The 19,447-nt window shown below is 53.9% G+C and carries 17 protein-coding genes and 4 tRNA genes (1 of these 21 cut by a window edge); 9 read left to right on the forward strand and 12 right to left on the reverse strand.

Going from position 1 to position 19,447, the window contains the following annotated elements; translation table 11 throughout:
- From OGV89_RS11150 to mltB, 10 genes are all read right to left on the reverse strand, one after another.
- Positions 1–49 (reverse strand) — tRNA-Arg (locus OGV89_RS11150); it reaches 77 nt to the left of the window's first position.
- Positions 50–88: 39 nt separating this feature from the next.
- Positions 89–165, reverse strand: a tRNA-Arg gene (locus tag OGV89_RS11155).
- 90 nt (positions 166–255) lie between these two features.
- A tRNA-Arg gene (locus tag OGV89_RS11160) sits at positions 256–332 on the reverse strand.
- Positions 333–335: 3 nt separating this feature from the next.
- Positions 336–428, reverse strand: a tRNA-Ser gene (locus tag OGV89_RS11165).
- A 341-nt stretch (positions 429–769) separates the two neighbouring features.
- Positions 770–955, reverse strand: a complete 186-nt coding sequence (gene csrA / locus OGV89_RS11170) for a carbon storage regulator CsrA (protein ID WP_000906486.1) — start codon at positions 953–955, stop codon at positions 770–772.
- A 237-nt stretch (positions 956–1,192) separates the two neighbouring features.
- Positions 1,193–3,820 (reverse strand): alanine--tRNA ligase, encoded by a 2,628-nt coding sequence (gene alaS / locus OGV89_RS11175; protein ID WP_016150875.1) that lies wholly within the window; start codon positions 3,818–3,820, stop codon positions 1,193–1,195.
- 128 nt (positions 3,821–3,948) lie between these two features.
- The gene (gene recX / locus OGV89_RS11180) at positions 3,949–4,449 is read right to left on the reverse strand and encodes a recombination regulator RecX (protein ID WP_286558643.1); all 501 of its coding nucleotides are present in this window, start codon (positions 4,447–4,449) and stop codon (positions 3,949–3,951) included.
- Positions 4,450–4,535: 86 nt separating this feature from the next.
- Positions 4,536–5,600 carry a recombinase RecA gene (gene recA, locus OGV89_RS11185; protein WP_003037330.1) on the reverse strand — a complete coding sequence of 355 codons (1,065 nt, stop codon included), beginning with the start codon at positions 5,598–5,600 and terminating at the stop codon, positions 4,536–4,538.
- A 92-nt stretch (positions 5,601–5,692) separates the two neighbouring features.
- A complete protein-coding gene (pncC, locus tag OGV89_RS11190; protein ID WP_016150876.1) occupies positions 5,693–6,190 on the reverse strand; it encodes a nicotinamide-nucleotide amidase in 498 nt (165 codons plus the stop codon).
- A gap of 192 nt (positions 6,191–6,382) precedes the next feature.
- Positions 6,383–7,462 carry a lytic murein transglycosylase B gene (gene mltB / locus OGV89_RS11195; protein ID WP_003037336.1) on the reverse strand — a complete coding sequence of 360 codons (1,080 nt, stop codon included), beginning with the start codon at positions 7,460–7,462 and terminating at the stop codon, positions 6,383–6,385.
- Between the two features lie 265 nt (positions 7,463–7,727).
- Between mltB and srlA the strand changes: the two genes are divergently transcribed.
- The 7 genes from srlA to gutQ all read left to right on the forward strand — a co-directional run bounded on the left by srlA (position 7,728) and on the right by gutQ (position 12,716).
- Entirely contained in the window at positions 7,728–8,291 is a 564-nt protein-coding gene (gene srlA / locus OGV89_RS11200; protein ID WP_003037339.1) for a PTS glucitol/sorbitol transporter subunit IIC, read from the forward strand.
- Positions 8,288–9,259, forward strand: a complete 972-nt coding sequence (gene srlE / locus OGV89_RS11205) for a PTS glucitol/sorbitol transporter subunit IIB (RefSeq protein ID WP_048217212.1) — start codon at positions 8,288–8,290, stop codon at positions 9,257–9,259. Before srlA ends, srlE begins: the two co-directional genes overlap by 4 nt.
- A gap of 13 nt (positions 9,260–9,272) precedes the next feature.
- Complete coding sequence (srlB, locus tag OGV89_RS11210) at positions 9,273–9,635, forward strand: PTS glucitol/sorbitol transporter subunit IIA (protein ID WP_003846051.1); 363 nt, start codon at positions 9,273–9,275, stop codon at positions 9,633–9,635.
- A gap of 17 nt (positions 9,636–9,652) precedes the next feature.
- Complete coding sequence (srlD, locus tag OGV89_RS11215) at positions 9,653–10,432, forward strand: sorbitol-6-phosphate dehydrogenase (RefSeq protein ID WP_003037345.1); 780 nt, start codon at positions 9,653–9,655, stop codon at positions 10,430–10,432.
- A gap of 55 nt (positions 10,433–10,487) precedes the next feature.
- A complete protein-coding gene (gene gutM / locus OGV89_RS11220; RefSeq protein WP_171862144.1) occupies positions 10,488–10,847 on the forward strand; it encodes a transcriptional regulator GutM in 360 nt (119 codons plus the stop codon).
- Between the two features lie 137 nt (positions 10,848–10,984).
- Positions 10,985–11,758, forward strand: a complete 774-nt coding sequence (gene srlR, locus OGV89_RS11225) for a glucitol operon DNA-binding transcriptional repressor SrlR (protein WP_003037350.1) — start codon at positions 10,985–10,987, stop codon at positions 11,756–11,758.
- The gene (gene gutQ, locus OGV89_RS11230) at positions 11,751–12,716 is read left to right on the forward strand and encodes an arabinose-5-phosphate isomerase GutQ (protein WP_003037353.1); all 966 of its coding nucleotides are present in this window, start codon (positions 11,751–11,753) and stop codon (positions 12,714–12,716) included. The genes srlR and gutQ overlap by 8 nt, the downstream gene beginning before the upstream one ends.
- On the opposite strand, the gene norR is transcribed toward gutQ, so the two are convergent.
- Positions 12,713–14,233, reverse strand: coding sequence for a nitric oxide reductase transcriptional regulator NorR (gene norR / locus OGV89_RS11235; RefSeq protein WP_286558646.1), 1,521 nt, complete (start codon positions 14,231–14,233; stop codon positions 12,713–12,715). The genes gutQ and norR overlap by 4 nt on opposite strands.
- Before the next feature lie 188 nt (positions 14,234–14,421).
- Between norR and norV the strand changes: the two genes are divergently transcribed.
- Together norV and norW are read left to right on the forward strand one after the other, a co-directional pair.
- Complete coding sequence (gene norV, locus OGV89_RS11240; RefSeq protein ID WP_286558647.1) at positions 14,422–15,870, forward strand: anaerobic nitric oxide reductase flavorubredoxin; 1,449 nt, start codon at positions 14,422–14,424, stop codon at positions 15,868–15,870.
- Positions 15,867–17,000 (forward strand): NADH:flavorubredoxin reductase NorW, encoded by a 1,134-nt coding sequence (norW, locus tag OGV89_RS11245; RefSeq protein ID WP_172750189.1) that lies wholly within the window; start codon positions 15,867–15,869, stop codon positions 16,998–17,000. The genes norV and norW overlap by 4 nt, the downstream gene beginning before the upstream one ends.
- A gap of 161 nt (positions 17,001–17,161) precedes the next feature.
- Here norW and hypF read toward each other — a convergent pair whose 3' ends face one another.
- Complete coding sequence (hypF, locus tag OGV89_RS11250; protein WP_286558650.1) at positions 17,162–19,402, reverse strand: carbamoyltransferase HypF; 2,241 nt, start codon at positions 19,400–19,402, stop codon at positions 17,162–17,164.
- Between the last annotated feature and the right edge of the window lie 45 nt (positions 19,403–19,447).

A 19,447-nucleotide genomic window follows, 5' to 3' on the forward strand; every position in this document is an offset into this window, starting at 1 on the left:
GACCGCTCGGTTCGTAGCCGAGTACTCTATCCAGCTGAGCTACGGATGCATCGGGAATTGCTGTTTACTACTGATACTGCGAAGAAGATGGTGCATCCGGGAGGATTCGAACCTCCGACCGCTCGGTTCGTAGCCGAGTACTCTATCCAGCTGAGCTACGGATGCATCAGGAAAACTTACTTACTGCAGATTTGATATCGCTGCTAAAGTGATATCGATTTCCGTAACAACGCTAATGCGTTATTGCAGAGAAGATGGTGCATCCGGGAGGATTCGAACCTCCGACCGCTCGGTTCGTAGCCGAGTACTCTATCCAGCTGAGCTACGGATGCAAATGGCGGTGAGGCGGGGATTCGAACCCCGGATGCAGCTTTTGACCGCATACTCCCTTAGCAGGGGAGCGCCTTCAGCCTCTCGGCCACCTCACCAACACGCCTCTTGCGAGTGCTTCGAAGAACTTGTTTCTGCTCATCGTCGCTGCGTGGCGCACATATTACTTTCTGGGACTTATAAGTCAAACAATTTTTCCAGAGCTTTTATCGTTTGCACATTTCACGCGCAATTAGTCTGCAAAAACGGCAAAAAGAGTGTTTTATCAACAGATAAATTGGCAATTTCCTGAAGCAGTGAACAAACGGAAACTTCGTCGGGAAAGGCATTACGCCCAGTAGAATCGAAAAAATGGGGAGGACGAAGAAGAAAAGAGAAGAGAAGAAAAAGGGTGACTCAATCAGGTTGCGCCTCACCAGAAAGGTGAGACGCGAAAACCTTAGTAACTGGACTGCTGGGATTTTTCAGCCTGGATACGCTGGTAGATCTCTTCACGATGGACAGAAACTTCTTTCGGGGCGTTTACGCCAATGCGCACCTGGTTGCCCTTCACCCCTAAAACTGTCACGGTGACCTCATCGCCTATCATGAGGGTCTCACCAACTCGACGAGTCAGAATCAGCATTCTTTGCTCCTTGAAAGATTAAAAGAGTCGGGTCTCTCTGTATCCCGGCATTATCCATCATATAACGCCAAAAAGTAAGCGATGACAAACACCTAAGTGTAAGCAGTCACGGCATCACATTCTGTTAAACCTAAGTTTAGCCGATATACACAACTTCAACCTGACTTTATCATTGTCGATAGCGTTGATTCGCATGCCGTAACTTAGGGTTTCGGCATGCGCTGACGCTTATAGTTATTACAGTTTTGCGCTGACCCAGCCTTTCACACTGGCTAACGCTGCAGGCAGAGCCGCTGCATCCGTACCACCGGCTTGCGCCATGTCCGGACGACCGCCACCCTTACCGCCGACCTGCTGAGCGACCATTCCAACCAGTTCCCCTGCTTTCACGCGATCTGTCACGTCCTTAGACACACCCGCAATCAGAGAAACCTTACCTTCCACTACCGTTGCCAGAACGATAACGGTAGACCCCAGTTGATTTTTCAGATCATCAACCATGGTACGCAACATTTTCGGCTCAACGTCCGCGAGTTCACTGACCAGCAGCTTCACACCGTTGATATCAACCGCTTTGCTGGAAAGATTTGCACTCTCCTGCGCCGCAGCCTGTTCCTTCAATTGCTGCAATTCTTTTTCCAGTTGACGTGTACGCTCCAGCACGGAACGAACTTTGTCAGCGATATTCTGGCTATCGCCTTTCAGCAGCTGCGCAACATCGCTTAAGCGATCGCTCTCAGCATGCACGGTTTGGATAGCGCCTTCACCGGTTACCGCTTCGATACGACGAACGCCTGCCGCAGTACCTGACTCGGACACTATGCGGAACAGACCGATATCACCCGTACGGCTGGCGTGAGTACCGCCACACAGTTCGGTAGAGAAATCACCCATGCTCAGAACGCGCACATGGTCGTCATATTTCTCGCCAAACAGCGCCATTGCGCCTTTGGCTTTTGCCGCTTCGAGATCCATGATGTTCGTTTCAATCGGCAAGTTGCGACGGATTTGCGCATTCACCAGATCTTCAACAGCACGGATTTCAGCAGGCTTCATCGCTTCGGTATGAGAGAAGTCGAAGCGCAGCAGTTTATCGTTAACCAGCGAGCCTTTCTGTGCCACATGTGTGCCCAGAACCTGGCGCAGCGCCGCGTGCATCAGATGCGTTGCGGAGTGGTTCAGGCGAATACGCGCACGACGTGCTTCATCCACATCAGCCTGTACTGCATCACCAATTTTCAGAGAACCCGCAGACAGCTTGCCAATGTGACCAATGGCCTGGCCATATTTCTGTGTGTCGCTAACGGCAAACGCAAAACCTGCGCCTTTCAGTTCACCCTTATCGCCAACCTGACCACCAGACTCCGCATAGAACGGCGTCTGATCCAGTACGACAACAGCGTCCTGACCAGCGTTAATTGCGTCTACCGCTTTACCATCAACAAACAGCGCGGTGACTTTGCCGTTCAGTTCCAGCTGCTCGTAGCCTTTAAATTCAGAAGCGCCATCAACACGAATCATTGCATTGTAGTCTGCGCCAAAACCGCTGGCTTCACGCGCACGACGGCGCTGTTCTTCCATTGCAGCTTCAAAGCCAGCTTCATCAACCTTAATGTTACGCTCGCGGCAAACGTCTGCCGTCAGGTCAACAGGGAAACCGTAAGTGTCATACAGACGGAATGCGGTTTCGCCGTCCAGCGTATCGCCAGACAGTTTTGCCAGTTCTTCATCCAGCAGCGCCAGACCACGCTCCAGAGTACGTGCAAACTGCTCTTCTTCGGTTTTCAGAACCTGCTCAACCATAGCCTGCTGACGCTTCAGTTCTTCACCTGCAGAGCCCATGACGTCCACCAACGGACCAACCAGCTTGTAGAAGAAGGTATCCTTCGCGCCCAGCATGTTGCCATGACGTACCGCGCGACGAATGATACGGCGCAACACATAGCCACGGTTTTCATTCGACGGCACAACGCCATCAGCAATCAGGAACGCACAGGAACGGATATGGTCGGCGATAACGCGCAGCGACTTGTTGCTCAGATCGGTCGCGCCGGTGACTTTCGCCACGGACTCAATCAGTGAACGGAACAGGTCGATTTCATAGTTGGAGTTAACGTGTTGCAGCACGGCCGCAATACGCTCCAGACCCATACCGGTATCCACGGACGGTTTCGGCAGCGGTTCCATGGTGCCGTCAGCCTGACGGTTGAACTGCATGAAGACGATGTTCCAAATCTCAATGTAGCGATCGCCATCTTCTTCTGCGCTTCCCGGAGGCCCACCCCAGATATGGTCGCCGTGGTCGTAGAAAATTTCGGTGCATGGACCGCAAGGACCGGTATCACCCATCTGCCAGAAGTTGTCGGACGCATAAGCCGCACCTTTGTTATCACCGATGCGGATGATACGTTCGCGCGGAATACCGACTTCTTTTTCCCAGATTTCATAGGCTTCATCGTCAGTTTCATAGACGGTGACCCACAGACGCTCTTTTGGCAGGGCAAACCAGTTTTCACCGGTCAGCAGTTCCCATGCATATTGAATAGCATCGTGTTTGAAGTAATCGCCGAAGCTGAAGTTGCCCAGCATTTCGAAGAAAGTGTGGTGACGTGCAGTGTAACCGACGTTTTCCAGGTCATTGTGCTTACCACCCGCACGTACACAACGCTGCGAGGTGGTTGCGCGGGAATAATTACGCTTGTCGAGGCCAAGGAAAACATCCTTGAACTGGTTCATCCCGGCGTTGGTAAACAACAAAGTAGGGTCATTGTTCGGTACCAGGGAGCTGCTGGCAACTACCTGGTGTCCTTTACTATGGAAAAAATCGAGAAACGCCTGACGGATCTCAGCGGTGCTCTTGCTCATAATTATCCTGAAGAAATCAAGCTAACGAAATGTCATTACCAGCATCGGCAAGCAAACTGCGCCTCTGGCAATCGAAAAGTGGGAATAAGATAAGTTTTCTTTACTGGGAAGTAAAATCCCGTATGCGGTCAATCGTCAAAATTTCGCCATATTGCCTGAATATCTTCCATCAGATAGCCGCGATAGAGCAAAAAACGCTGGACCTTTACCTTATCTGAAAAATCGACAGGTAAAGATTCACCGTACTTCCGAATGGCCTGCTCACGCGCAAGCACTGCCCAGTCAATTTCGCACTCACGCATGGCCCGCTCGATAGCTTCACGCATGATCCCTTTTTGGTTTAATTCCTGGCGCACCCGGGCTGGCCCATAACCTTTGCGGCTACGGCTGGCGATAAACTGCTGCACGAAGCGATCATCATCCAGATAACGACTTTCAATACACCAGGCGATGACCTTGTCGTAATCCTCCGGCGTGGCATCAATTTCTTCTGGTCCATTTTTCCCCATCACCGGAGCGGCCAGCTTGCGCCGCAGTTCCTGCTCGCTGTGATCGCGCATCGCCAGAATACGTACGGCGCGGTCAAGCAGTCGGGAATAAGCGGAACGGCGGGAAGTTGCTTCTGTCATAGTAAGCCTTCAGAAATGAAAAAGGGCTGCATGATATGCAGCCCTTTACTATATGCGATTCAAAACATGCGATTCAAAACAGATTATCAGAAATCTTCGTTCGTTTCTTTTACGTCTTCGCCGCTGTCATCAACGGAGAAATCAGGCGTTGAATCCTGGTTATTGAGCAGTAGCTCACGTAATTTCTTCTCAATTTCTTTCGCAGTTGCCGGGTTTTCTTTCAGCCAGTTGGTCGCATTCGCTTTACCCTGACCGATTTTCTCACCGTTGTAGCTGTACCATGCACCAGCTTTTTCAATCAGCTTCTCTTTCACGCCCAGGTCAACCAGTTCGCCGTAGAAGTTGATGCCTTCACCGTAAAGGATTTGGAATTCAGCCTGTTTGAACGGCGCTGCAATTTTATTTTTCACAACCTTAACGCGGGTTTCGCTGCCAACCACGTTGTCACCTTCTTTCACCGCACCAATACGACGGATATCCAGACGAACAGACGCATAGAATTTCAGGGCGTTACCACCGGTGGTGGTTTCCGGGTTACCGAACATAACGCCAATCTTCATACGGATCTGGTTGATGAAAATCAGCAGCGTGTTGGACTGCTTCAGGTTACCGGCCAGCTTACGCATCGCCTGGCTCATCATACGCGCCGCAAGGCCCATGTGAGAGTCGCCAATCTCGCCTTCGATTTCTGCCTTCGGCGTCAATGCGGCAACGGAGTCGACAACGATAACGTCAACCGCACCGGAGCGCGCCAGTGCATCACAGATTTCCAGCGCTTGTTCACCGGTATCCGGCTGAGAACACAGCAGGTTATCGATATCAACGCCAAGCTTACGGGCATAGACCGGGTCCAGTGCGTGTTCTGCATCGATAAATGCACAGGTTTTACCTTCACGCTGCGCAGCGGCAATAACCTGCAGGGTCAGCGTTGTTTTACCGGAGGATTCAGGCCCGTAGATTTCGACGATACGGCCCATTGGCAAACCGCCCGCGCCCAATGCAATATCCAGAGAAAGCGAACCGGTGGAGATAGTTTCCACATCCATGGAACGGTCTTCACCCAGGCGCATGATGGAGCCTTTACCGAATTGCTTTTCGATCTGACCCAGCGCTGCCGCCAACGCTTTCTGTTTGTTTTCGTCGATAGCCATTAATTACTCCTGTCATGCCGCTTTCGGGTTAAACCGCGAAACGTGATAGATAATGTTCTGTTGAGGCAATTATACTGTATGCTCATACAGTATCAAGTATTTTGTAGAAATTGTTGCCACAGGATTTGTAACGCGTAGGCGGTCGCCTGTCGACGGACCGCATCGCGATCGCCGCTAAAGCATTCCCGGCGGGTAATCCCCTCGCCGCTCGCGCTGGCAAAGGCAAACCATACCGTTCCCACAGGTTTTTCTTCGCTACCGCCATCCGGCCCCGCAATACCGCTTATCGAAACAGCGAAATGCGCACGGGCGGCTTTTAACGCGCCTATCGCCATCTCCACCACCACAGGCTCACTCACCGCGCCATGCTGGGCCAGCGTCTCTTCGCGCACGCCAATCATCTGCGCTTTGGCTTCATTGCTGTAGGTCACAAACCCGCGTTCAAACCAGGCGGAGCTTCCGGCAATATCCGTAATCGCTTTGGCTACCCAGCCGCCGGTGCAGGATTCCGCCGTCGTCACGGTTGCCCCGCGCGCTTTCAGCGCCAGGCCAACCTGCTCGCTTAACTGCATCAGTTCACTGTCGGTCATTTCAGCCTCTGTCAGTTAAAAAAATATGCCGGACAAGATAGCACTTTCATGACCAATGTGGGGATGGGGAGAACGTTTTACGAGGGGGATTCCAAAAATTGCTCCGTTGCACAAATAAGGCCTGCCGGATGGCGATGCCAGGACATCTTATCCGGCCTACCAGAGATATCTTCCGGTAGGCCGGTGGAGCGATTACTGTACGCGCGCCAGCGCCACCGCCTGACCTAACTGCCAGACTGCCATCGCGTAATGCGTGCTGTGGTTATAGCGGGTAATCGTGTAGAAGTTCGGCAGTCCGTACCAGTACTGATAACCCGTGCCAATATCCAGGCGCAGCAGGCTGGCCTGCTGATGATTCCCCAACGACTGCTGCGGCGTCAGACCCGCGGCAGCAAGCTGAGAAATGCTGTACTGGGTTTTAAAGCCGTTCGCAAGCCCAGGTGCCTGACCATTTGCCGGAACCGCGACCGTATCGCCTTTCACCCAGCCGTGGCCCTTGAAGTAGTTCGCCACACTACCGATGGCATCAACCGGATCCCACAGGTTAATGTGTCCATCGCCATTGAAATCAACGGCATATTGTTTATAGGAAGACGGCATAAACTGGCCGTAGCCCATTGCCCCCGCGAAAGAACCTTTCAAATCGAGCGGATCGTCGCTTTCATCTCGCGCCATCAGCAGGAAGGTTTCCAGTTCACCAGAGAAGTATTCCGCACGACGAGGATAGTTAAACGACAGCGTCGCCAGCGCATCCAGAATCCGCGTTTTACCCATCACGCGGCCCCAGCGAGTCTCTACACCAATAATACCGACAATAATTTCCGGCGGAACTCCGTAGACCTGCCACGCACGGTTCAGCGCATCTTCATATTGATTCCAGAAAGCCACGCCGTTTTGCACGTTGTCAGGTGTGATGAACTGTTTGCGATAGCGCAGCCATGCGCCGTTAGGTCCGGCTGGCGGTTGAGTCGTCGGTGCCTGGCGGTCCATCAAACGCAATACCGAGTCCAGACGCTTGGCCTGCGACAGGATCTCCTGCAGCTGCTGGCGGTCGAAGCCGTGCTTGTTCACCATTTTCTCGATGAACTGCTGCGCGTTCGGATTATTGGCAAAATCGCCGCCCGTTTGCATGACGTTGTGCTGTGGCTCAAGCAGGAAGCCGCCGGATGGCGCACCCGTAGTCGTTTGAGTCTCTGAAGGTTTAGGTTTGCTGCTACAGGCAGCGAGCAGTACGAAAAGGGGGAGTAACGCTACATAACGACGCTTGAACATGAGACATCCATTAAACAAATTCAGCCTGGGAGAAGTATGGTAAAGCATCCTCCGCCATACAAGGAAGCGGTAGTCGCTCTCCTTCACAGAATTTACATCCCCTTTCATCTCTGACCATCACATTTGCGAGCTTTCACGCAAAAACTTTCAAATTAAAATATTTATCTTTTGTTTTGAGATCAAAATAACACTTTTATATCTTTCAATCTGATTAAAATCAGCCACCGTTTGGCAAGATAACTAAAAATCCCTACAGGAGAGAATAATGATCGACACCATCACACTCGGTGCTGAGTGGTTTATCGGGCTGTTCCAGAAAGGCGGAGAAGTGTTTACCGGCATGGTGACCGGTATTCTGCCACTGCTGATCAGTCTGCTGGTCATCATGAATGCGCTGATTAACTTTATCGGTCAGCAGCGTATTGAACGTTTTGCCCAGCGTTGCGCCGGAAACCCGCTATCCCGCTATTTGCTACTGCCGTGCATCGGCACATTTGTATTTTGTAACCCAATGACGCTGAGTCTGGGTCGCTTTATGCCAGAAAAATACAAGCCCAGTTACTACGCCGCCGCGTCTTACAGTTGCCATTCCATGAACGGCTTATTCCCGCACATCAATCCCGGCGAACTGTTTGTCTATCTGGGGATCGCCAGCGGACTGACCACGCTGGGGCTTCCGCTTGGCCCACTGGCGGTGAGCTATTTGCTGGTCGGTCTGGTGACCAACTTCTTCCGTGGCTGGGTGACCGATTTCACCACCACTATCTTCGAGAAAAAAATGGGCATTCAACTTGAGCAGAAGGTACATCTGGCGGGAGCAACATCATGACACGTATTCGTATTGAAAAAGGCACCGGCGGCTGGGGTGGCCCGCTTGAACTGGATGCCGTTCCGGGCAAGAAAATTGTCTATATCACCGCAGGAACTCGCCCCGCGATCGTCGACAGGATAGCAAACCTGACCGGCTGGCAGGCCGTTGATGGCTTCAAAGAGGGCGAGCCGCCGGAGAGCGAAATTGGTGTGGCGATCATCGACTGCGGCGGCACGCTGCGCTGTGGGATCTACCCTAAACGCCGTATACCGACGGTGAATATTCACGCTACGGGTAAATCTGGCCCACTGGCTCAGTATATTGTCGAAGATATCTATGTCTCTGGCGTAAAAGAAGAAAACATTACCGTTGTCGGCGAAGCGTCCGCCACGCCAACGCCCGCAAGCAGCAGCATGGGACGCGATTACGACACCAGCAAGAAAATTACCGAGCAAAGTGATGGTCTGTTGGCAAAAGTCGGAATGGGCATGGGTTCAGCCGTTGCGGTTCTGTTCCAGGCCGGGCGCGACACCATCGATACCGTCCTGAAAACTATTTTGCCATTTATGGCGTTCGTCTCAGCACTGATCGGCATCATTATGGCTTCGGGTCTGGGAGACTGGATCGCCCATGGACTCGCACCATTGGCCAGCCATCCGCTGGGACTGGTCACGCTGGCACTGATCTGCTCTTTCCCACTGCTTTCGCCTTTCCTCGGCCCCGGTGCGGTCATCGCCCAGGTTATCGGAGTGCTGATCGGTGTACAGATTGGTTTGGGGAATATTCCCCCACATCTGGCGCTACCTGCCCTGTTCGCCATTAACGCCCAGGCCGCATGTGACTTTATTCCTGTCGGGTTGTCGCTGGCCGAAGCGCGTCAGGACACGGTCCGCGTCGGCGTGCCATCCGTTCTGGTGAGCCGCTTTCTGACCGGCGCGCCAACCGTTCTCATCGCCTGGTTTGTTTCCGGCTTTATTTACCAATAAGAGGCACTCAAAAATGACCGTGATTTATCAAACCACCATCACCCGTATCGGCCAGAGCGCCCCGGATGCATTGTGCGACCAGATGCTGATTACCTTTCGTGAAGGCGCGCCCGCGGATATCGAGGAGTTTTGCTTCATCCATTGCCACGGCGAGCTGAACGGTTCGTTGCAAGCTGGGATCCAGTTTGAACTAGGCCAGCATCACTACCCGGTCACCGCCGTTGGCAGCGTGGCGGAACAAAACTTACGTGAACTCGGGCATATCACTCTGCGCTTTGACGGACTGAGTGAAGCGGAATTCCCCGGTACCGTACACGTTGCAGGTCCCGTACCGGACGGTATCGCGCCGGGCTGTATTTTGAAGTTTGTTGCTTAAGATTGAAGGAGATAAAGATGAATCAGGTTGCCGTTGTCATTGGTGGAGGCCAGACCCTTGGGGCATTCCTTTGCCGTGGGCTTGCGACAGAAGGATACCGCGTCGCGGTGGTGGATATTCAAAGCGATAAAGCCGCCAACGTGGCGCAGGAAATTAACGCCGAGTTTGGCGAAGGTACAGCCTACGGTTTTGGCGCAGATGCCACCAGCGAACAGAGCGTGCTGGCGCTGTCGCGCGGAGTGGATGAAATATTCGGTCGTGTTGATCTGCTGGTTTACAGCGCGGGTATCGCTAAAGCCGCGTTTATCAGCGACTTTCAGCTTGGGGATTTCGACCGCTCGCTGCAGGTCAATCTGGTTGGCTACTTTCTCTGTGCACGTGAATTCTCACGCCTGATGATCCGCGATGGCGTGCAGGGACGCATTATCCAGATCAACTCCAAATCAGGGAAAGTGGGCAGCAAACACAATTCAGGCTACAGTGCGGCAAAATTTGGCGGCGTGGGCTTAACCCAGTCACTGGCGCTGGATCTGGCGGAATACGGCATTACCGTGCATTCACTGATGCTCGGCAATCTGTTGAAATCACCGATGTTCCAGTCGTTATTACCGCAATATGCAACCAAACTTGGCCTTAAGCCAGATGAAGTTGAGCAGTACTACATTGATAAGGTTCCGCTTAAACGCGGCTGCGATTATCAGGACGTGCTAAACATGCTGCTGTTTTACGCCAGTCCGAAAGCCTCTTACTGTACCGGGCAGTCCATCAACGTCACCGGCGGTCAGGTGATGTTTTAATGTTGAATTGCCGGATGGCGTCTGCGCTTATCCGGCAAAATCAAAGGAGTACATAATGGTTTCCGCACTGATTACCGTCGCCGCTATCGCCTGGTGCCTGCAACTGACGCTTGGTGGCTGGCAAATATCCCGCTTTAACCGGGCGTTTGATAGGCTTTGCCAACAGGGTCGGGTTGGTGTTGGTCGCTCCGGTGGGCGTTTTAAACCGCGCGTGGTAGTGGCCATCGCGCTGAATGAGCAGCAGCGGGTGACCGACACGTTATTTATGAAAGGTCTTACGGTATTCGCCAGACCCGGCAAAATTGCCACGATAACCGGCAAACATCTTGATGATTTACAGCCTGATGTGATCTTTCCCCATGATCCGTTAGCGCAGAATGCACTATCATTGGCGCTTAAACTGAAACATGGGTAATTTCGTTGTGAATGCTAATAGCTTGCGAAATTATCATTTTGCAACCTATACCCCAAATAATTCGAGTTGCAGGAAGACCAACGCACATGCAGCTTGAAGTATGACGGGTAAATACATAAGTCAGGGTAATCACGCCTATGAAACCTCGTCAGCGTCAGGCTGCCATATTGGAGCACCTGCAAAAGCAGGGAAAATGCTCGGTTGAAGAACTGGCCCACTACTTTGACACGACTGGCACGACCATTCGCAAAGACCTGGTCATTCTGGAGAACGCCGGAACCGTCATTCGTACCTATGGCGGCGTGGTATTAAATAAAGACGAATCCGACCCGCCAATCGATCACAAAACGCTAATTAATACGCATAAAAAAGAGCAGATTGCCGAAGCTGCCGTCCGTTTTATACACGATGGCGACTCTATTATTTTGGATGCAGGCAGCACCGTACTGCAGATGGTGCCGATGCTCACACGCTTTAGCAACATCACCGTTATGACCAACAGCCTGCACATTGTTAACGCCCTTTCGGAGCTGGACAACGAGCAAACCATCCTGATGCCGGGCGGGACCTTTCGCAAAAAATCTGCGTCATTTCACGGTCAGCTGGCAGAAAACGCCTTTGAGCAGTTCAGCTTTGATAAACTCTTCATGGGAACCGACGGCATTGACCTCAATGCCGGCGTGACCACTTTTAATGAGGTGTTTAGCGTCAGTAAAGCGATGTGTAATGCCGCTCGCGAAGTGATTCTGATGGCTGACTCGTCAAAATTTGGGCGCAAAAGTCCTAATGTTGTATGCAGTCTGGAAAGCGTCGACAAGCTGATTACCGATGCGGGTATCGACCCTGCATTTCGTCAGGCGCTGGAAGCAAAAGGGATTGAAGTGATCATAACCGGAGAAACCAATGAGTGATGCACTACTGAACGCGGGCCGTCAGACGTTAATGCTGGAACTACAGGAAGCCAGCCGTTTGCCTGAGCGACTGGGCGATGATTTTGTCCGCGCCGCCAATACTATCATCCACTGTGAAGGCAAAGTCATTGTCTCCGGTATCGGTAAATCAGGTCATATTGGCAAAAAAATTGCGGCGACCCTCGCCAGTACCGGCACGCCTGCCTTTTTTGTGCATCCGGCGGAAGCGCTGCACGGTGACTTAGGGATGATCGAAAGCCGTGATGTCATGCTGTTTATCTCCTACTCCGGCGGTGCGAAAGAGCTGGATCTCATCATTCCGCGCCTGGAAGACAAATCCGTCGCCCTGCTGGCAATGACCGGAAAACCGACCTCACCGTTGGGCCTGGCCGCCAAAGCCGTGCTGGATATTTCCGTTGAGCGCGAAGCCTGTCCGATGCGCCTGGCACCGACGTCCAGTACCGTAAATACGTTGATGATGGGCGATGCGCTGGCAATCGCCGTAATGCAGGCGCGCGGCTTTAACGAGGAAGATTTTGCCCGCTCGCATCCGGCAGGTGCGCTGGGCGCTCGTCTGTTAAATAAAGTGCATCATCTGATGCGCCGTGACGATGCCATCCCGCAGGTGACGCTTACCACCAGCGTCATGGACGCGATGCTGGAGCTCAGCCGCACGGGTCTTGGCCTGGTCGCGGTCTGCGACGACCAGTCACTGGTGAAAGGGGTCTTTACCGACGGCGACCTGCGCCGCTGGCTGGTTGGCGGCGGAGCGCTCACCACTCAGGTTAGCGAAGCAATGACCCAGAATGGCATTACGCTGCAGGCGCAGAGCCGCGCGATTGACGCCAAAGAGATCCTGATGAAGCGCAAAATCACTGCCGCCCCGGTGGTCGATGAAAACGGTAAACTCACCGGTGCTATCAACCTGCAGGATTTCTATCAGGCCGGTATTATCTAATCCTTCAACCCCAGACGCTTCGCCAGCCGGTGCAGGTTGGCGACGTCTGTTTCCAGCGCCCGCGCACTTGCCGCCCAACTATGGTTATTTTGTGCCAGCGCCCGGCGGATCATCTCCCGCTGGAACGACTCTGTTGCTTCACGCAGGTTGTGATGCTGTGGGATCTCCGCAACAACTTCCGCCGCCGGTGTTACTGGCGCTTCATCCTGCAGGGAAAAATGCTGCGCCTCCAGCACCACTTCATCCCCTGCCCTGGTCGCCCTTGCCAGAACGACCGCCCGGTGAATGGCATGTTCCAGCTCGCGCACATTCCCGGGCCAGGCGTAGCTCAACAGATGACTACGCGCAGCGGGGCTTAACACCACGCGGGACAGTCCCAGCCGCAGCCGACATTGCTCGCAAAAATAGCCTGCCAGCAGCACCACGTCTTCGCCGCGTTCACGAAGAGGCGGTACCGAAAGGGGAAAGACGCTCAGCCGGTGGAACAAATCCGCACGGAAATTCCCGGCCAACACCTCTTCGCGTAAATCACGGTTCGTCGCCGCCAGCACTCGCACATCCACGCGCAAGCTGCGATCGTCACCCACGCGCTGAATATCGCCGTACTGCAATACGCGCAGCAGCTTAGCCTGTAGCGCCAGCGAGAGTTCACCTATCTCATCGAGAAATAGCGTCCCATTGTCGGCCATTTCAAACTTACCGCTACGATTGCTGATAGCCCCGGTAAACGCGCCTTTTACGTGACCAAACAGTTCGCTTTCGGCAACGCTTTCCGGCAACGCCGCGCAGTTCAGATACACCAGTGGATTCACCGCGCGCGGCGAACCTTCATGGATAGCTTTAGCCACCAGCTCCTTCCCGGTCCCTGTTTCGCCGCTAATCAGCACGTTGAGATCGGACCCCGCCACAATCTCAATCTCTTTTTTCAACTGCATCATATTGGGCGACAGGCCAATCATCTGGGTTTCCGTCACCTGCTCAAAGTTGGTTGACGAACCTGGCAGCATATTCTGGCTTTCCAGCTGTTCAATCAGCAACGCATTGCTCAATGCGCCAGCCGCCAGCGCGGCAATCAGCCTAAGCTCCTCATCGCTGAAAACATCGAACTGATCGGGCTCCATGCCATCCAGGGTTAACGCACCAATCAAATTTTGACCGGCGAACAACGGCAGCCCAATACAGGCATGCACCTTCAAACTCTCCTGCCCCGGAATCAGACCATCATACGGATCTGGCAAATCGCTGTCGGCAGGGAAACGAACCACGTCCCCGGCGCGGGCAATCGCCTCCAGACGCGGATGCCCTTCCAGAGTAAAGCGTCTGCCGAGAACATCCTGCGCCAGCCCATCGATCGCCAGCGGAATAAACTGTCGCGACTCGTAGCGCAGCAGTGCCGACGCGTCGCACTCCAGCACCTGACGCAAGGTGGTTATCAGTCGTTGAAAACGATCCTGATGCCCAATACCGCTTTGTAATTCAATGGCGATGCCCGCCAGCACGTCTACGGAAAAGCTCATGGCTACCTCATTGTCATTTTGACAATTCATATTGTCATATTGACAATAAAACATATAGTCATTTTGACTACCACCTTATAGGTGGTAAAACAACTAACCCTTTAAAATCAAACAAATAAAAAGTTGGCACGCAACCTGCAATTAGCAAAACATCTTTTTTGAAAAACGCTGAATTAATTGAGGTTGTTATGTCTATTCTGGTTAAAAATAACATTCATTGGGTTGGCCAACGTGACTGGGAAGTGCGTGATTTCCACGGAACTGAATACAAAACGCTGCGCGGCAGCAGCTACAACAGCTATCTCATCCGTGAAGAAAAAAATGTCCTGATCGATACAGTAGACCACAAGTTTAGCCGTGAATTCGTGCAGAACCTGCGCAGTGAAATTGACCTCGCGGATATCGACTACATCATCATTAACCACGCTGAAGAAGACCATGCCGGGGCGCTGACCGAGCTGATGTCCTGCATCCCGGACACGCCGATTTACTGTACCGCCAACGCCATTGACTCTATCAACGGGCACCACCATCACCCGGAATGGAACTTTAACGTAGTGAAAACCGGTGATTCGCTGGACATTGGTAACGGCAAGCAACTGATCTTCGTTGAAACGCCGATGCTGCACTGGCCGGACAGTATGATGACCTACATGACCGGCGATGCGGTGCTGTTCAGTAACGACGCCTTCGGTCAGCACTACTGCGACGAACGTCTGTTTAACGACGAAGTTGACCAGACTGAACTGTTCGAACAGTGCCAGCGTTACTACGCCAACATCCTGACGCCATTCAGCCGTCTGGTTACACCGAAAATTACTGAGATCCTCGGCTTCAACCTGCCGGTCGATATGATTGCCACTTCCCATGGTGTGGTATGGCGCGACAACCCGACACAAATCGTGGAAATGTACCTGAAATGGGCGGCGGATTATCAGGAAGACCGCATCACCATTTTCTACGACACCATGTCCAACAACACCCGCATGATGGCGGACGCGATTGCCCAGGGCATCAACGAAGTCGACCCGAATGTAGCGGTAAAAATCTTTAACGTCGCCCGTAGCGACAAAAACGAAGTTTTGACCAACGTCTTCCGCTCTAAAGGCGTGCTGGTCGGGACTTCCACAATGAACAACGTGATGATGCCGAAAATCGCCGGTCTGGTGGAAGAGATGACCGGCCTGCGTTTTCGTAACAAGCGTGCCAGCGCCTTTGGTTCACACGGCTGGAGCGGCGGTGCAGTAGACCGTTTGTCCACGCGTTTGCAGGATGCAGGTTTCGAGATGTCACTGAGCCTGAAAGCGAAATGGCGTCCGGACCTGGATGCACTGGAACTGTGCCGCCAGCACGGCCGTGAAATCGCGCGTCAGTGGGCGCTGGCTCCATTGCCGGAAACAACCGTGAAAGCCGTCGCCCAGGAAGAAGCCTGTGCATGTGCCGCTGCGGTTGCCGCCGATCTTGGTCCAAGCATGCAGTGCAGCGTGTGCCAGTGGATTTACGATCCGGCGAAAGGCGAACCGTTGCAGGACGTTGCACCGGGTACGCCATGGAGCGAAGTTCCGGACAACTTCCTGTGCCCGGAATGCTCACTAGGTAAAGACGTCTTCGACGTACTGGCAACGGAGGCAAAATGAGTCACGGCATTGTCATCATTGGTTCGGGCTTCGCCGCCCGCCAGTTAGTCAAAAATATCCGTAAGCAGGATGCGAATGTTCCGCTGACCTTAATTGCCGCGGACAGCATGGATGAGTACAACAAGCCCGATCTCAGCCATGTTATCAGTCAGTCACAGCGTGCAGACGACCTCACCCGCCAGTCGGCGGGGGAGTTTGCCGAACAGTTTAATTTGCGCCTGTTTCCACATACCTGGGTAACCGACATCGACGCCGATACCCACGTAGTGAAAAGTCAGGACAAGCAGTGGCAGTACGACAAGCTGGTGCTGGCGACGGGCGCTTCAGCCTTTGTACCGCCGGTTACCGGACGTGAGTTAATGCTCACGTTAAACAGCCAACAAGAGTATCGCGCTTGTGAAACGCAACTGCGTGACGCCCAGCGGGTGCTGATTGTCGGCGGCGGCTTGATTGGTAGTGAACTGGCGATGGATTTTTGTCGTGCCGGTAAAGCGGTAACGCTTATTGACAACGCCGCCAGCATTCTGGCTTCGCTGATGCCGCCGGAAGTCAGCAGTCGCTTACAGCATCGTCTGACCGATATGGGCGTACACCTGCTGCTGAAATCACAGCTCCAGAGTCTGGAGAAAACCAGCACCGGTATTCGCGCCACGCTCGATCGTAGCCGCAACGTAGAAGTCGATGCGGTGATTGCCGCCACCGGCCTGCGCCCGGAAACCGCACTGGCGCGTCGCGCCGGATTGAACATCAATCGTGGCGTCTGCGTCGACAGCTACCTGCAAACCAGCCACCCGGACATTTATGCTCTCGGCGACTGTGCGGAGATTAACGGTCAGGTGCTCCCGTTCCTGCAGCCGATTCAGCTGAGCGCCATGTATCTGGCGAAAAACCTGCTCGGCGGCAATGCGCCATTGAAACTGCCAGCCATGCTGGTAAAAGTCAAAACGCCAGAACTGCCTTTACATTTGGCCGGGGAAACCCAGCGCCGCGATCTGAACTGGCACATCGCCGCCGATGCACAGGGGATGGTCGCAAGAGGGATGAACGACGAAGGCCAGCTGTGTGCGTTTGTCGTCAGTGAAGACCGCATGAAAGAGGCCTTTGCGCTGCTGAAAACGTTGCCCGTGTAAGTCTGTGATGCCGGATGGCGCCACTTCGCGTCTTATCCGGCCTACGACTTTGCCCGGCAACGCTGCTACTGATTTATTAACCTCACGCACATGGATGTGCGTTGCCACTTGTCGGTATGCCCCGACATGTTTTTCTTGCCCCGCCAGTCCCGGGGCTTTTTTTATTTTTGCGTCAACACCCGCGCCGCGGCAATCACGCCCTGCCCCAATGACAACCCGCCGTCGCCCGCCGGTAAACGCTGCGGGAACAGTAAGGTAAAATCACGCAGATAAAACGCCAGACGGGCCGACAATAAGCGGTTATGCATCACGCCACCGCTGAATACTAACGTTTTAATTCCGCGCGCTTCGGCCTGCTCACGCATCAGCGTGGCAAAACCACACGCCAGCGCGTCGTGAAACGCCCACGCTCTTTCTGCAGGGTCGGTCTGCCAGGTCAGCCATTGCTGCCAAAAAATCGCTAAGTCCAGTTGATTGCCATTAAGCGGCACCGTAACAGGGTGATCAACGCCTGCACACTGCGATGCCAGCGTCTCCAGCGCACAGGCCGCCTCACCTTCATAACTCAACGATTCCGGCGCACAATGCAACGCGGCGGCAACCGCATCAAACAGTCGTCCGCACGACGATGCCAGCGGGGCATTGATTCCCCGCTCGATGGCGCGCGCCAGTACGTTCCAGTTTTGATGCTGTAGCCCCGATGTTTCCGGGTAACGCTGCCAGTCAGGAACAAAACGCAGGCACTGCGCGAGCAGATTGCGCCATGGCTGTTTTGCCGCTAAATCGCCACCCGCCAGCGCTACCGCCGGTAAGCCGCCAAGGTGTTCGCATTCACTATAGTTGACCCGCAGACATTCGCCGCCCCACAGTTCGCCATTTTCCCCCATACCAATGCCGTCCAGCGTCAGAGCAATCACATCGCCGCCATCGAGCGGCCAGCCGTGCTCGGCAAGACATGCAGCGGCATGCGCATGGTGATGCAGTACCGTTTCGGTTGGCAGATTCATTTCGCTGGCCCACTGGCTGGAAACATAGCCAGGGTGGGCATCATGCACGATACGCTGTGGCGTAAAATCATAAATATTCTGGATCAGGCGTAGCGCATCACGCCACTGTTGCTGAATGCCGTCATCGCTGAGATCGCCTAAATGCTGGCTGATAACTGCCTGTTCGCCACGCACCAGGCAGAAGGTATTTTTCAGATCTGCACCTAAGCACAGCATCGGCGGCACGTCGCGAAATCCTGGCGGCAGCGCAACCGCATCCGGCACGTACCCCCGGGAACGACGCAGCATTTCCCCGCTATCACGCACCACGGAGTCATCCATCCGCTGCACAATTTCGCGGTTATGCAGCAGGAAACCATCAGCAATCGCACTTAAATCTTCCAGCGCCTGGGCGTTGGTAATGGCCGGAGGCCTGCCGCTGAGGTTGCCGGAGGTCATCACCAGTGGACAATTCATCTCTTGTAAGAGCAAATGCTGCAACGGATTCGCGGGCAGCATGACGCCCACTTCCGTTAACCCTGGCGCAATGCCCTCGCTCAATGCAGCGACATAGCATTTCTGCACCAGCACGATCGGCGCAGCAGGTGTAGTCAGCAAACGACGAGCAGGTTCGGGCAGTCCGTCATCACCTGGCAGCATTACCGCCAGCGGTTTCGCCGGACGGTGTTTACGCAGCCTGAGCAGCGCGACAGCGTCATCATTGCGCGCATCGCACACCAGATGAAACCCACCAATGCCTTTAACCGCCACAATACCGCCTGCTTTCAGTCGCGATACCACCGCCTGCAGCGCCTCTTCTTTCTCTGCCCGCTCATCCGTGCTGAACCACTCAAGATGAGGGCCGCACGCCGGACAGGCAACGGGCTGGGCATGGAAGCGACGATCATACGGGTCACGATACTCTTTGTCGCATTGCGCACAGAGTGGGAACGACGCCATCACGGTGAACGGGCGGTCATAGGGCATGGCGCGGATAATCGTAAAGCGTGGACCACAGTGGGTGCAGTTGATAAAGGGGTATCGGTAGCGACGTTCGCCGGGGGTGTTCATTTCAACAAGGCATTCGGGACAGGTCGCGGCATCCGGAACGATTTGCGTATTCATCGTACCGCCAGCACTTTGACGAATCGAGAAATCGGCAGGCTGCTGCGTCCAGGCGAATGCTTCGCTCTCAACGCTGTCAATGCGCGCCAGCGGTGGGCAGTGTTGATGTAACTGCGCAATAAATACCGCCGGATCTTCCTGTAAGCGCACAACCACACCGTCACCGTCGTTACACACATCGCCATGCAGTTGTAACCGCTGCGCCAGTTGCCAGACGTAGGGGCGAAATCCGACGCCCTGTACTTTGCCGCGAATACGCAACTGTACGCCGGAGTGGTTGTTTATTGTCATTAGATTATTCTCGCAGTCATCAATCCCGGTTAGCCTGATGGCGCG

The sequence above is a fragment of the Citrobacter sp. Cf125 genome, assembly GCF_030333935.1.
GTDB lineage: Bacteria > Pseudomonadota > Gammaproteobacteria > Enterobacterales > Enterobacteriaceae > Citrobacter > Citrobacter freundii.

Coding starts and splice junctions, on each gene's coding strand:
- recX (WP_286558643.1), bottom strand. CDS start 4,449: ATGACAGAAGCAACTTCCCGCCGTTCCGCTTATTCCCGACTGCTTGAC.
- recA (WP_003037330.1), bottom strand. CDS start 5,600: ATGGCTATCGACGAAAACAAACAGAAAGCGTTGGCGGCAGCGCTGGGT.
- srlE (WP_048217212.1), top strand. CDS start 8,288: ATGACACGTATTCGTATTGAAAAAGGCACCGGCGGCTGGGGTGGCCCG.
- srlA (WP_003037339.1), top strand. CDS start 7,728: ATGATCGACACCATCACACTCGGTGCTGAGTGGTTTATCGGGCTGTTC.
- gutQ (WP_003037353.1), top strand. CDS start 11,751: ATGAGTGATGCACTACTGAACGCGGGCCGTCAGACGTTAATGCTGGAA.
- mltB (WP_003037336.1), bottom strand. CDS start 7,462: ATGTTCAAGCGTCGTTATGTAGCGTTACTCCCCCTTTTCGTACTGCTC.
- srlB (WP_003846051.1), top strand. CDS start 9,273: ATGACCGTGATTTATCAAACCACCATCACCCGTATCGGCCAGAGCGCC.
- norV (WP_286558647.1), top strand. CDS start 14,422: ATGTCTATTCTGGTTAAAAATAACATTCATTGGGTTGGCCAACGTGAC.
- csrA (WP_000906486.1), bottom strand. CDS start 955: ATGCTGATTCTGACTCGTCGAGTTGGTGAGACCCTCATGATAGGCGAT.
- hypF (WP_286558650.1), bottom strand. CDS start 19,402: ATGACAATAAACAACCACTCCGGCGTACAGTTGCGTATTCGCGGCAAA.
- norR (WP_286558646.1), bottom strand. CDS start 14,233: ATGAGCTTTTCCGTAGACGTGCTGGCGGGCATCGCCATTGAATTACAA.
- srlR (WP_003037350.1), top strand. CDS start 10,985: ATGAAACCTCGTCAGCGTCAGGCTGCCATATTGGAGCACCTGCAAAAG.
- alaS (WP_016150875.1), bottom strand. CDS start 3,820: ATGAGCAAGAGCACCGCTGAGATCCGTCAGGCGTTTCTCGATTTTTTC.
- norW (WP_172750189.1), top strand. CDS start 15,867: ATGAGTCACGGCATTGTCATCATTGGTTCGGGCTTCGCCGCCCGCCAG.
- srlD (WP_003037345.1), top strand. CDS start 9,653: ATGAATCAGGTTGCCGTTGTCATTGGTGGAGGCCAGACCCTTGGGGCA.
- pncC (WP_016150876.1), bottom strand. CDS start 6,190: ATGACCGACAGTGAACTGATGCAGTTAAGCGAGCAGGTTGGCCTGGCG.
- gutM (WP_171862144.1), top strand. CDS start 10,488: ATGGTTTCCGCACTGATTACCGTCGCCGCTATCGCCTGGTGCCTGCAA.